The organism is Streptomyces alboniger (assembly GCF_008704395.1).
Lineage (GTDB): Bacteria > Actinomycetota > Actinomycetes > Streptomycetales > Streptomycetaceae > Streptomyces > Streptomyces alboniger.
This window is the reverse complement of sequence record NZ_CP023695.1, coordinates 1,392,263-1,404,950: the sequence shown is the minus strand read 5'-3', so window position 1 is coordinate 1,404,950 and position 12,688 is coordinate 1,392,263. Positions and strand designations below refer to the sequence as shown.

The 12,688-nt window shown below is 73.1% G+C and carries 11 protein-coding genes; 5 read left to right on the top strand and 6 right to left on the bottom strand.

The genetic code is table 11. The annotated features are described in order from the left end of the window. Window positions 1-160 precede the first annotated feature (160 nt). Entirely contained in the window at window positions 161-1,396 is a 1,236-nt protein-coding gene (locus CP975_RS06060) for a glycoside hydrolase family 10-like protein (RefSeq protein ID WP_055530529.1), read from the top strand. A 10-nt stretch (window positions 1,397-1,406) separates the two neighbouring features. Here the strand turns inward: CP975_RS06060 and CP975_RS06055 are convergent, their stop codons facing one another. Both CP975_RS06055 and CP975_RS06050 read right to left on the bottom strand, forming a co-directional pair. Then, a complete protein-coding gene (locus CP975_RS06055) occupies window positions 1,407-1,601 on the bottom strand; it encodes a DUF1918 domain-containing protein (RefSeq protein WP_055530531.1) in 195 nt (64 codons plus the stop codon). Window positions 1,602-1,700: 99 nt separating this feature from the next. After that, a complete protein-coding gene (locus tag CP975_RS06050; RefSeq protein ID WP_150476639.1) occupies window positions 1,701-2,675 on the bottom strand; it encodes a DMT family transporter in 975 nt (324 codons plus the stop codon). Here CP975_RS06050 and CP975_RS06045 point away from each other — a divergent pair. Beyond that, the gene (locus CP975_RS06045; protein WP_150476638.1) at window positions 2,674-4,110 is read left to right on the top strand and encodes an aminotransferase-like domain-containing protein; all 1,437 of its coding nucleotides are present in this window, start codon (window positions 2,674-2,676) and stop codon (window positions 4,108-4,110) included. The genes CP975_RS06050 and CP975_RS06045 overlap by 2 nt on opposite strands. A 69-nt stretch (window positions 4,111-4,179) precedes the next feature. After that, on the top strand, window positions 4,180-4,617 hold the full coding sequence (locus CP975_RS06040) for a GNAT family N-acetyltransferase (RefSeq protein ID WP_150476637.1): 438 nt from the start codon (window positions 4,180-4,182) through the stop codon (window positions 4,615-4,617). Here CP975_RS06040 and CP975_RS06035 read toward each other — a convergent pair. Together CP975_RS06035 and CP975_RS06030 are read right to left on the bottom strand one after the other, a co-directional pair. Further along, window positions 4,568-5,068: a DUF6314 family protein gene (locus tag CP975_RS06035; RefSeq protein WP_150476636.1), complete on the bottom strand. Its 501-nt coding sequence runs from the start codon at window positions 5,066-5,068 to the stop codon at window positions 4,568-4,570. The two genes, CP975_RS06040 and CP975_RS06035, sit on opposite strands and share 50 nt — an antisense overlap. A gap of 50 nt (window positions 5,069-5,118) precedes the next feature. After that, a complete protein-coding gene (locus tag CP975_RS06030) occupies window positions 5,119-6,108 on the bottom strand; it encodes an aldo/keto reductase (RefSeq protein WP_150476635.1) in 990 nt (329 codons plus the stop codon). 223 nt (window positions 6,109-6,331) lie between these two features. Between CP975_RS06030 and CP975_RS06025 the strand changes: the two genes are divergently transcribed. Continuing rightward, window positions 6,332-7,819: an alpha/beta hydrolase gene (locus CP975_RS06025; protein ID WP_150476634.1), complete on the top strand. Its 1,488-nt coding sequence runs from the start codon at window positions 6,332-6,334 to the stop codon at window positions 7,817-7,819. 293 nt (window positions 7,820-8,112) lie between these two features. On the opposite strand, the gene CP975_RS06020 is transcribed toward CP975_RS06025, so the two are convergent. Both CP975_RS06020 and CP975_RS06015 read right to left on the bottom strand, forming a co-directional pair. Then, window positions 8,113-9,525 carry an MFS transporter gene (locus CP975_RS06020; RefSeq protein ID WP_055530086.1) on the bottom strand — a complete coding sequence of 471 codons (1,413 nt, stop codon included), beginning with the start codon at window positions 9,523-9,525 and terminating at the stop codon, window positions 8,113-8,115. Window positions 9,526-9,629: 104 nt separating this feature from the next. Then, complete coding sequence (locus CP975_RS06015; RefSeq protein ID WP_055530078.1) at window positions 9,630-10,226, bottom strand: TetR/AcrR family transcriptional regulator; 597 nt, start codon at window positions 10,224-10,226, stop codon at window positions 9,630-9,632. 174 nt (window positions 10,227-10,400) lie between these two features. Here CP975_RS06015 and CP975_RS06010 point away from each other — a divergent pair, with 174 nt between their 5' ends. Further along, window positions 10,401-12,620, top strand: a complete 2,220-nt coding sequence (locus CP975_RS06010; RefSeq protein WP_055530076.1) for an NADP-dependent isocitrate dehydrogenase — start codon at window positions 10,401-10,403, stop codon at window positions 12,618-12,620. Window positions 12,621-12,688: the final 68 nt, after the last annotated feature.

Genomic DNA, 12,688 nt, shown 5'->3' with positions numbered 1-12,688 from the left:
TGATCAATGGGACGGCAGGGTCCGGTCCCCCGTATGGATGCGGTCCCTGCCTCGGCCGTGAACGTTACTCCGCAACCGGGGGTCCATGACGTGCCGGGTCGGGCATGCTGGCGGCAACCCGGCGAAGGGTGCCGGACACAGCGAGCTGAGGGGCGTACAGATGAGGCGTATGTCACGCAGGGGTTTCTCGGTGGTGGCCGCGGCGACGCTCGCGGGCCTGGCGACGGCGGGGGACGCGGGAGCCGCCCCCGGCCGGCGCCCGAAGAAGCGGCGCGAGCTGCGGGCCATGTGGCTGGCAACCGTCGTCAACCGCGACTGGCCGTCCAAGCCGGGCCTGCCCGCGGCGCAGCAGCGGAGCGAGTTGACGGCCTATCTGGACTCCGCGGTGAACCGCAGACTGAACGCGGTGGTCTTCCAGGTGCGGCCCACCGCCGACGCGCTGTGGCCCTCGCGGTACGAGCCGTGGTCGGAGTACCTGACCGGTGTGCAGGGCAAGGACCCGGGCTGGGACCCGCTGGGCACCGCGGTGGAGGAGGCGCACCGCAGGGGCCTGGAGCTGCACGCGTGGTTCAACCCCTTCCGGATCGCCAATCACACCGACCCCTCGCGTCTGATCGCCTCGCACCCCGCGCGCGTGCACCCCGACTGGGTCGTGCCGTACGGCGGGAAGCTCTACTACAACCCGGGCCTGCCCGAGGTGCGGCGCTTCGTGCAGGACGCGATGCTCGACGCGGTCCGCCGCTATCCGCTCGACGCGGTGCACTGGGACGACTACTTCTACCCGTACCCCGTCGCGGGTCAGGTCTTCGACGACGACGAGGCCTTCGCGCGCTACGGCGGCGGCTTCCCGGACCGTGCCTCCTGGCGGCGCGACAACATCGACCGGCTGGTGCGCGAGATGGCGGGCCGGATCAAGAAGACCCGGGGGCGCACCCAGTTCGGGATCAGCCCCTTCGCGGTCTGGCGCAACATCGCGACGGACCCGACCGGCTCGGACACCCGGGCAGGCGTGCAGACGTACGACGATCTGTACGCGGACACGCGCGGCTGGGTGAAGAAGGGCTGGCTCGACTACATCGTGCCGCAGGTGTACTGGAACATCGGCTTCCCCGCGGCGGACTACGCCAAGCTGGTCCCGTGGTGGAACGACGTCGTGCGGGACACGGGCGTACGCCTGTACATCGGTGAGGCGCTGTACAAGGCGGGCGACCCGGCGCAGCCCGCGGCCTGGCAGGACCCGGCGGAGCTGTCCCGCCACCTCACCTACGCCGAGGGCTTCCGCGAGGTGCGCGGGCACATCTACTTCTCGGCGAAGGAGGTCGGCGTCGACAGGAACGGCGCGATGGCGCGGGTGGTCGCCGACCACTACCAGGAGCCGGCGAAGCCGCCGCGCTGACGCCGCGCAGTCAGCTCGTCGGGTCCTGGTGCCGTACGACGGTGTCGGGGCCCGGCGAGACCAGCGTCTCGTGGCCGTCCTCGAACCGGACGCGGTACGGCGGGCCGCCGTCCGCGCCCAGGACTTCTACGACCTCGGCGATCCGGTCGTGCTGCCCGACGACCCTGCCGTGCAGCACCAGCTTGTCACCCGCGGTTGCGCGCATGTGGAGGCTCCCTCGTCCCGCTCTGCGGTCGCGTTCCGTGGCCGTCAGTCTACGACGGGTGGCGGCTGATGGCGCCTGGTCGGGCGGGCACCGGCTCGGTCAGCCACGGGCCCGTTGCGTGACCGCGATGCAGACGAGCACGGCGGCCGCCGTCAGGGGCGCGGCGACGGGCAGGTGCTCGCCGAGCAGGAAGACCGACCAGACCAGCGTCAGCAGCGGCTGGGCGAGCTGGAGCTGGCTGGCCTTGGGGACGCCGATGACCGCCATGCCGCGGTACCAGACGACCAGACCGAGGAACTGCGAGCCGATCGCGGAGTAGAGCAGGCCCGCCGTGCTGTGCCCGGTCAGCTGGAATGACTCGTGCTGGAGGGCGAGGACCGCGCCGACCGCGTTGAGCGGCAGGCAGAGCATCAGTCCCCAGCCGATGACCTGCCAGCCGGGCATCTCGCGGGCCAGCCTGCCGCCCTCGGTGTAGCCGGCCGCGCAGATCAGGAGCGCGCCGAAGAGATAGAGGTCGGCGGCGGACAGGGCGCCGCCGCTCTGCTGCACGGTGAACGCGATGACCGCGGCGGCCCCGACGAGCGCCGCCGTCCAGAACATGCGCGAGGGCCGCGCGCCCGTGCGCAGCGCCGAGAGCACGGCGGTGGTCAGCGGGAGCAGACCCACGACCACGGCCGCGTGCGCGGTGGTGGACGTCTGGAGGGCGAGCGTGGTGAGCAGGGGGAAGCCGACGACGACGCCGGCGCCGACCACCGCGAGGCCCGCCCAGTGGCGGCGGTGCGGGACCGGGACGCGCAGGGCGAGCAGGCAGCCGCCCGCGATGAGGGCGCTGAGGGCGCCGCGCAGGGTCACGAGGCTCCACGGGCCGATGCCCTCCAGGCCCCACGCGGTGGCGGGGAAGGTGAGCGAGAAGGCGGTGACGCCCAGGGCGGCCATCAGCGTGCCGGTGCGGCGGGCGCCGTGCGGCGCGGCCGTGGGGGTGGCGGCGGGGCCGGTCGTCGTGGAGGTCGCCGGGGCGGGGGCTTCGGTGACTGCTATCCGCCTCGGGCGAGTAGCGCTATCCTGTGCTGTCATGCATGACAGTAGCAGCGTGGGCGAACTGGCGAAACAGCTGCGGAGTGAGCTGGACCGCTACTCTCCGGGTGGAAAGCTGCCATCGAGCCGCGCGCTCGTCGAGCGGTTCAAGGTGAGCCCGGTGACCGTGTCGCGGGCGCTGGCGCAGCTCGCCGCCGAGGGGCTCGTCGTCACCAGGCCCGGCGCCGGGGTCTTCCGTGCGGTGCCGTCGGCGCCCGCCGCGCCGGCCGGGGACACCTCATGGCAGGAGGTGTCGCTGAGCGCCGACGCCGCGGCGGAGCTGGTGCCGCGCGGGGTCGACGCGACCGGAGTGCTCGCCACTCTGGCCGCGCCACCGCCGGGCGTCATCGAGTTCAACGGCGGCTACCTCAATCCGGCGCTCCAGCCCGAGCGCGCCATGGCCGCGGCGCTCGCGCGTGCGGGGCGGCGGCCCGGGGCGTGGGGGCGGCCGCCCGTCGACGGCCTCCCGGAGCTGCGGGAGTGGTTCGCGCGAGGGGTGGGCGGGGCGATCACCGCCGCCGAGGTGCTGATCACGGCGGGCGGGCAGAGCGCGCTGACGACCGCGCTGCGGGCGCTCGCCCCGCCGGGGGCGCCGGTGCTCGTCGAGTCGCCCACCTACCCCGGCATGCTGGCGATCGCCCGCGCGGCGGGGATGCGCCCCGTGCCGGTGCCGGTCGACACCGACGGGGTCCGCCCGGGGCTCCTGGAGGCCGCGTTCCGCGCGACGGGCGCCCGGGTCTTCGTCTGCCAGCCGCTCTTCCAGAACCCGACCGGCGCGGTGCTCTCCGCCGAGCGGCGCCCCGAGGTCCTGCTGATCGCCCGCGAGGCGGGCGCGTTCGTCATCGAGGACGACTTCGTGCGCCGCCTCGTCCACGAGGACGCCGGGCCGCTGCCGCGGCCGCTCGCCGCCGACGACCAGGACGGCGTCGTCGTGCACGTCTGCTCGCTCACCAAGGCCACCTCGCCGAGCTTCCGGGTGAGCGCCCTCGCGGCGCGCGGGCCGGTCCTCGAACGGCTGCGCGCCATCCAGGTCGTCGACCACTTCTTCGTGCCGAGGCCGTTGCAGGAGGCGGCGCTCGAACTGGTCGGCTCACCGGCCTGGCCGCGCCATCTGCGGGCGGTCGCGGGTGAGCTGCGGGTCCGCAGGGAAGCCATGGCCGCCGCGCTGCGGCTGCGTCTTCCCGAACTCGCGATGCCGCACATCCCCGCGGGTGGCTACCACCTGTGGCTGCGGCTGCCCGACGGCACGGACGAGGCGGCGCTGGCATCGGCGGCCCTGCGCGCGGGCGTGGCCGTGGCCCCCGGCCGCCCGTACTTCGCCGCGGAGCCCCCGGCGGCGTACGTCCGGCTGAGCTTCGCGGCGGTCGCCGGGGTGGGGGAGATCGGCGAGGGAGTGCGCAGACTGCGCGAGGCCTGTGACGAGGTGCGGGGGTAGCCGAGGGCGCCCGTCCCACCAGACGGAACACGCTCGACTGCGCGCGGGCGCTCCTGGCAGGGTCGGGGAATGAACGACAGTGTCACGCTCCACGGTGAGTACGAGATATCGGCCGACCCCGCCCGCATCGACGCGGCCCGCGTCCACGAGTGGTTGTCCACGGACGCGTACTGGGCCCTCGGCCGTTCCCGCGCCAAGCAGGACGCGGCGATCGCCGGGTCACTGAACTTCGGTGCGTACGAAGGGAGTTCGGGGGATCAGGTCGCGTATGCCCGCGTGGTGACCGACCGGGCCACCTTCGCCTGGCTCTGCGATGTGTACGTCACCCCGGCCGCGCGCGGCACGGGCCTTGGCACCGCGCTCGTGGACGCGGTCCGCGCGCACCTGGAGCCGTTCGGCCTGCGCCGCGTGCTCCTCGCCACGGCCGACGCGCACGGGGTCTACGAGAAGGTGGGCTTCAAGGCCCTGGAGACTCCGGACAGGTGGATGGCGCTGGGCGAGCAGTGATGTGTGTCCGTACGTAGTCCGTGACGAGCAGCAGGTCCTTGGCGGGGCCGCCCACCCGCCACCGGGCGCGCCAGCGGTCCGCGTCGTACACCTCGAACTCGCCGCGGTAGAGATCCGCCGAGCAGGGGTGGTCCGCGCTGTGGCGGCCGGAGCGCAGGTCGAGGTCGTGGAAGAAGCGGCCGTCGGCGAACTCCACGCGGGCCGTGCCCGGTATGCCGCCGGGCAGGAACCGCAGGGTGCGCTCGGCTGGGCGTGCGGTGCCGCGCCAGGTGAAGACGCCGGACTCGTGGTGGAGGAGCCCGCCCTCGTCCGGGGCGGGCAGCGGCGAGAAGAGCGTCGTACCGGAGAAGCGGCCCTCGGACCCGTCGGCGAGGTCGCGGACCGTGCGGGTCACGCGCCACTCGCCCGCGAGATGGGTCAGGGCCTCCGGTACGGGGTGGGGGAAGGGCATACCAGCAGGCTACGTGGGCCGGCGGCCTGCCGTTCCCCGGCGGCCGGCCCCTACTTGTCGACCACCGACATGCTGCCCTCGTCGTACCGCGTGCCCGCCACCCCGTCCGCGGGCGCCGCCGCGTCGATCGCCGCGAGGTCGTCGGCGGACAGCTCGATCGTGGCGGCGGCGACGTTCTCCTCCAGGTACTTCTCGCGGCGCGTGCCGGGGATCGGTACGACGTCGTCGCCGCGGTGCTGCACCCAGGCGAGCGCGAGCTGCCCGGCGGTGACGCCCTTCTCGGCGGCGAGCGCGTTCAGGGCGTCCACGATCGACAGGTTCCGCTCCAGGTTGCCGTCGGCGAAGCGGGGCTGGGTGCGCCGCAGATCGTTCTCGGAGAGCGCGTCGAGCGAGGTGTAGCGGCCGGTGAGGAAGCCGCGCCCGAGCGGCGAGAACGGCACGAGGCCGATGCCGAGTTCGCGGCAGACGGGCGCGATCTCCCCCTCCAGGTCCCTGGTCCACAGCGACCACTCGCTCTGCAACGCGGCGATCGGATGCACGGCGTGCGCCCGCCGGATCGTGCGCGCACTGGCCTCGGAGAGCCCGAGGTGGCGCACCTTGCCCGCCGCGACCAGCTCGGCCATCGCGCCGACGGTCTCCTCGATCGGTACGGTCTTGTCGACCCGGTGCACGTAGTACAGGTCGATGTGGTCGACCCCGAGCCGCCGCAGCGAGGCGTCGCACGCCTGGTGTACGTAGGCGGCGTCGCCCCGGATGTGCAGCGGCTCGCCGAGGGCGTTGGCGAAGCCGAACTTCGTGGCGACGACGGCCTGTTCGCGGCGCGGGCCCGCGAGGGCGCGGCCTATCAGTTCCTCGTTGTGGCCGTTGCCGTAGAAGTCGGAGGTGTCGAGCAGGGTGACGCCGAGGTCGAGGGCGCGGTGGATCGTCCCGATCGACTGGGTGTCGTCCGACGTGCCGTAGGCGTGGCTCATCCCCATGCATCCAAGTCCCTGCGCGGAGACCGTCAGCGCGCCGAGCCGGCGGGTGGGAAGGCTGGTCATGGTGGTACCTCCTGGCTGGTGCTCCGTGGTCGGTCCTGACCTTAGGAGTTGGAGCGGACTCCAGGTCAAGGCGGCGGAGCGGCGGCGTCTGTACGGGGGTTTTCCCCAGGGATCTTCGGCCCACTGGCCCGATGGCCGGCCCGCGCCCGGGTCCCTAGCGTGGTGATCGAGCGCCCGGCCGCCCGGCCGGTGCGACCGCCGCCGAACCCAAGGAGCACGCACGATGCGCGTCGCGTCAGCAGTCGCCGCTGGCCTGGGCCTGGCCGGACTCCTCGCCGGCGGCGCAGTGGCCGCGCCCGGACCCGCCGAGCCACCCAAATTACCCTCGTCGGCGCTCGGTTGGGGTCGTTGCCCCGCCGACCAGAAGGAGCTGAACGAGGCGGGCGCGCAGTGCGCGAAGGTGACCGTGCCGCTCGACCACGCCGACCCCGGCGGCCGTACGATCCGGATCGCCATCTCCCGTATCAAGGCGAGGTCGCCCGAGCGGCGCGGCATCCTGCTCTCCAACCCGGGCGGCCCCGGCGGCACCGGACTCGCCCACACCCTCGCCCTGCGCCCGGCGCTGGAGGATGTGGCCGACCGCTACGACCTGATCGGCTTCGACCCCCGTTTCCTCGGCGAGAGCACCCCGCTCACCTGCGGCGCCGCCCCGCGCCCGGTGCCGCCCGGGCCCACCACCACCCCGCGCGCGGACTTCGACGCCTCGGTGCGGGCGGCGCGCGACACCGCCCGCCGCTGCCAGGAGCACGGCGGCAACGCCGATCTGCTCCCGCACGCCTCGACCCGCAACGTCGCCCGCGACATGGACGCGATCCGCGCCGCACTCGGCGAGCGGAAACTCTCGTACTACGGAGTCTCGTACGGCGCGGACCTGGGCGCCGTCTACACCCAGCTGTTCCCGCGCCGCGCCGACCGTGTCGTCCTGGACTCCTCGACCGACCCGGCGGCCACGCAGTACGAGCTGTTCCAGCGGTCGGGCGCGCCCGCGGAGGCGGCGCTCGACGGCCAAGTGCGGGACGACGTACGGGCGTTGCTGCGCCGGGCCGAGCAGCGCCCCATCCCCGTGAAGGGGCAGCGACTCAACGCCCCTCTCCTGCGGATGATCTTCAAGCAGCTCGTCCAGCACGAGGAGAACGACCCCCAACTGAAGAGTGTGGCAGCGGACTTGAAGAAGGCGGCCGCGGGTGAGGAGGTCGAGCCGGGGCCCGCGCTCGCCGGACTCCTCGAACTGCTCGCCTCACCGGAGCTGGAGAGCAGCATGACCGGTGGCGCGATCTTCATGTGCGGGGACGGCGGGTGGCCCGCCGGCGGCTGGCCGAAGAACCCGGAGACGTACTGGCAGAACATGCAGCGCAGCCGGGCTGCCCAGCCGGTGTTCGGCCCCTACGTCAACGGCATGATCGCGCCGTGCGCGTTCTGGCGTGGCGAGCCCCGCGAACCCGGCACGAGGATCGGCAATGACGTGCCCGTCCTGCTGCTCCAGGCCCGCCACGACAACAACGTCCCCTATGAGGGCGCCCTCGCCCTGCACCGCAGGCTCACCGGGTCACGTCTCCTGACGGCCGACATCCGCGCGCACGGCGTGTACGGACGCGGCAACGACGGCCTCACCCCCGTCCCGTGCGCCGACCGGGCCGTCAACACCTATCTGCGCGACGGGAAGCTGCCCGCCGCGGACCTCACCTGCCCGAAGCCGGAGGCGGCCCGATGACCGGGATCAGCAGACGGGCGGGGCTGACGGCCGCGGCGCTGCTCACGGGATCGGCCCCCGGTGCCGCGTCCGCCTGCGCCCCGGGTCGGGAGCGCGCCCTCCAGCGCGACGGCGACGCCCTCGCGGTGGCTGCCCGACGCGGACGACCCGGCGGGGGAGCGGCGCTGGCTGGCGCGGCCGGGTGTGGCGGGCGGCGCGGGCCGGGCGGTTAGCGGTCCCCGCTGCCGACCCAGCTCACCCGCCCCGGAACACGGCCATGCCCCGGTCGTGGGCCGATCCGGCGCGGCCAGGCCCTATCCGCGTGACGCGGAGTCGGCCGTCGGGCGCGGTGCCCTGGCGGGCAGGGGGCCTTGGCTGCCTGTTCCCCGGGCACGCCGCGGCAGCCTCGTCGCCGTCAGCGCGCCGAGTGCCGCCACCGCCGACAGGGCCGACAGCGTCGGGTCCATCGCCGTGAGGAACGCGGTGTCGGTCCACTGAGAGTTCCCGTGAGGGCCCCCGCCGCGCCCCGCGAAGGTCGTCATCAGCGTGGTCGCCAGGGCGATGCCCAGCGTCGGGCCCACGTTCATCGCGGTCTGCTGGAGACCGCCCGCCACCCCGGCGTCCGCCACCGGGGCATGCCGTACGACGACCGCGGTCGCGGCGACCATCACCGTGCCGAAGCCCGCGCCGACCAGCAGGAACCCGCCGCCCATCAGCAGCGGCCCGGACGCCCGGTCCAGACGGGACAGGGTGAGGACGCCGAGGGTGAGCACCACCATCGCGGCCGTGATGGTCCGCCGCGGCCCGTGCCGCCGCAGCAGCACCGCCCCGTACGGCGCGCACACCACCATCATCAGCGCGAGCGGCAGCGCCCTCAGCGCGCTTCGCAGCGGATCGAGTTCCAGGACCTCTTGCAGGAAGTACGTCGCCACGAACAGCGCCCCGAGCATCGCCGCGGACGCCGCCACCAGCACGCCGAGCGCGGGGCCCACCGCGGGCAAGGCGACCAGGCGGGGCGGCACCAGCGGACTCGCGGCACGGCGCTCATGCCGGACGAACGCGGCCGCGGTGACCGCCGCGGCGCCGAAGCCGAGCGTGGTGGCCGCCGTCCAGCCGGTCTCCGCGACGCCGACCAGCGTGTGCACCAGGCAGGCGAGCGCCACCGCGAGCAGCCCGGCGCCGGGCAGATCGAGTCCGGGCGCGGGCCCCTTCCGGGGCGGCGCGGGCACGCGGACCACCAGTGCGAGTACGCCGATCACGAGCGCGGGCACGACGCTCAGGAAGAACACCGAGCGCCACCCGAGATGCGTCGCGAGCGCCCCGCCGAGCACCGGCCCCGCCGCCGCAGCGAGGCCGATCGCACTGGTCCGCACGGCGATCGGCATCCCGAGCCTGTCCGGCGGGAACGCGGCCCGCAGCATCCCGAGCGTCGCGGGCTGCAACAGCGCGCCGAAGACACCCTGGGCGACGCGCAGCCCGATCACCCAGCCGACGCCGGACGCGAGACCGATGCCCGCGGAGGCGAGCGCGAAGCCGAGCGTCCCGACGGCGAAGAGCCGCCGGTGCCCGTACCGGTCGCCGAGCCGCCCCGCGAAGACCAGCAGGCTCGCCACCGCGATCAGGTATCCGGTACTGGTCCACTGCACCTGCGCGAAGGAGGCGTCCAGATCGCGCTGGAGAGCGGGCTGCACGATGGTCAGTACCGTGCCGTCCAGGGCGACGATCATGGCGCCGAGGACGCTGCACACGAGGGTGAGGTTCCGTTGCACTCCGGTCCCGGGTTTCACCGGGCCTCCGGTGCCGGGACTCGCGAGGCCTCCGGTGCCGGACCTCACGAGGCCTCCGGTCCGAGGTGCGCCTCCAGCGCGGCCTCGATCAGCGGCTCCACATCCGCCGCCCCGGTCGCGAGTCCCAGACTGCCCCACTCCCACAGCTGGGCGATGCCGTGCAGGTTCGCCCAGAGCGCGCCCGCGACGACCCGCGCCCCCGCGCCGGACGCCGGGCGGGCGTCGGCGACCAGGCCGACCAGTGTGTCGAAGAGCGGCAGGGTGGTCTCCCGCAGGCCCAGTGCGCCGCTCTCCAGGAGGTCGTGGCGGAACATCAGCTCGAACATGCCGCGGTGGGCCGCCGCGTAACCGAGGTAGGCACGGCTCAGCGCCTTCAACCGCGTACGCGCGCCGCCCTGCACCGCGGCCCTCTCGACCTCGGCCGCCAGCTCCGCGAAGCCCCGTCGCGCGATCGCCGACAGCAGGGCGACATGGGTGGGGAAGTACCGCCGGGGCGCCCCGTGCGAGACCCCTGCCCTACGGGCGATCTCCCGCAGGGTCAGCGCCTGCACGCCCTCGGCCTCGACCAGCTCGACGCCCGTCCTCACGAGCCGGGCCCGCAGCCCGGCATCGCCTTCGTGGCGTTCGTCGTGTTCCTTCATCACCCTCACAGCCTTCGCCACCTTCGATACCCGTACCATCTTCGTAGACACTGTCTACTCCATTGAGTAGACAGTGTCTACTCAGATTGGGGTCCTTGGGGCCCTGTCCGGCAGGGGGGAGGTAGGAGATATCTTGATGTCGAGCAATGTTGCAGACGCGGAGCGGAGCACCCGGTGACTGACTCGACCATCATCTACACCCACACTGACGAGGCCCCGGCCCTGGCGACCCATTCGTTCTTGCCGGTGGTCCAGGCCTACGCATCGACGGCCGGTGTCGGCGTGGAGACCCGTGACATCTCGCTCGCGGGGCGGATCATCGCGAGCTTCCCCGAGCGTCTCGAGGAGGGCCAGCGCATCAACGACGCCCTCGCCGAGCTGGGCGAACTCGCCAAGACGCCCGGGGCGAACATCATCAAGCTGCCCAACATCTCGGCCTCGATCCCGCAGCTGAAGGCCGCGATCGCCGAGTTGCAGGGCCAGGGCTACGCGCTCCCCGACTACCCGGACGACCCGAAGACCGACGAGGAGCGCGACATCCGCGCCCGCTACGACAAGGTCAAGGGCAGCGCCGTCAACCCGGTCCTGCGCGAGGGCAACTCCGACCGCCGCGCCCCCGCGTCGGTCAAGAACTACGCCAAGGCGCACCCGCACCGCATGGGCGCCTGGACGGCCGACTCGAAGACGAACGTCGCCACCATGGGCGAGAACGACTTCCGCTCCACCGAGAAGTCCGCGGTGATCACCGAGGCCGGTTCGCTGCGCATCGAGCTGGTCGGTGACGACGGCTCCACCACCGTCCTGCGCGAGTCCGTACCGGTCCTCGCGGACGAGGTCGTCGACGCCTCCGTCATGCGCGTCGCCGCGCTGCGCGAGTTCCTCAAGGAGCAGGTCGCCCGCGCCAAGGCCGAGGGCGTCCTCTTCTCCGTGCACCTCAAGGCCACGATGATGAAGGTCTCCGACCCGATCGTCTTCGGCCACGTGGTCCGCGCCTTCTTCCCGAAGACCTTCGCCGCGCACGGCGAGACCCTCGCCGCCGCCGGCCTGACCCCGAACGACGGTCTGGGCGGCATCTTCAAGGGCCTGGACTCGCTCCCCGAGGGCGAGAAGATCAAGGCGTCCTTCGAGGCCGAGCTGGCCGAGGGCCCGGAGCTGGCCATGGTCGACTCCGACAAGGGCATCTCCAACCTGCACGTCCCGAGCGACGTCATCGTCGACGCCTCCATGCCCGCCATGATCCGCACCTCCGGCCACATGTGGGGCCCGGACGGCGAGGAGCACGACACCCTGGCCGTCCTCCCGGACAGCAGCTACGCGGGCATCTACCAGGTCGTCATCGACGACTGCCGCGCCAACGGCGCCTTCGACCCGTCGACCATGGGCTCCGTCCCGAACGTCGGCCTGATGGCGCAGAAGGCCGAGGAGTACGGCAGCCACGACAAGACGTTCGAGGTCCCGGCCACCGGCACCGTGCGCGTCGTCGACGCCGCCGGCAACGTCGTCCTGGAGCAGACCGTCGCCGCCGGTGACATCTTCCGCATGTGCCAGACCAAGGACCTGCCGATCCAGGACTGGGTCAAGCTCGCCGTCACCCGCGCCCGCGCGACCGGCAGCCCGGCCGTGTTCTGGCTGGACGACACCCGCGCCCACGACGCCGTGCTCATCGGCAAGGTCGAGCGGTACCTCGCCGACCACGACACCGACGGCCTGGACATCCGGATCATGTCGCCGGTCGAGGCCACCGCGTTCTCCCTGGAGCGCATCCGCCGCGGCGAGGACACCATCTCCGTCACCGGCAACGTGCTGCGCGACTACCTCACCGACCTGTTCCCGATCCTGGAGCTGGGCACCAGCGCCAAGATGCTGTCGGTCGTCCCGCTGATGAACGGCGGCGGCCTCTTCGAGACGGGCGCCGGCGGCTCCGCCCCGAAGCACGTCCAGCAGCTGGTCAAGGAGAACTACCTGCGCTGGGACAGCCTGGGCGAGTTCCTGGCCCTCGCGGTGAGCTTCGAGCACCTCGCCACCACCACGGACAACGCCCGCGCGCAGATCCTCGCCGACACCCTGGACCGCGCCACCGCCACGTTCCTGGAGAACGACAAGTCGCCGAGCCGCCGCCTCGGTGGCATCGACAACCGCGGCAGCCACTTCTACCTCGCCCTGTACTGGGCGCAGGAGCTGGCCAAGCAGACCGAGGACACCCAGCTCGCCGAGGCGTTCACGGCCCTGGCCAAGACGCTGGCCGAGCAGGAGCAGACCATCGTCGACGAGCTGATCGCGGTGCAGGGCTCCCCGGCCGACATCGGCGGCTACTACCAGCCGGACGTGGCCAAGGCCTCCGCGGTCATGCGCCCGTCCGCGACGCTCAACCAGGCGCTCGCGATCCTGAGCTGACGCTCCGGCGCCCATGAAGGAGGGGCCTCCCGCCACTGCGGCGGGAGGCCCCTCTCGCGTACGTCACC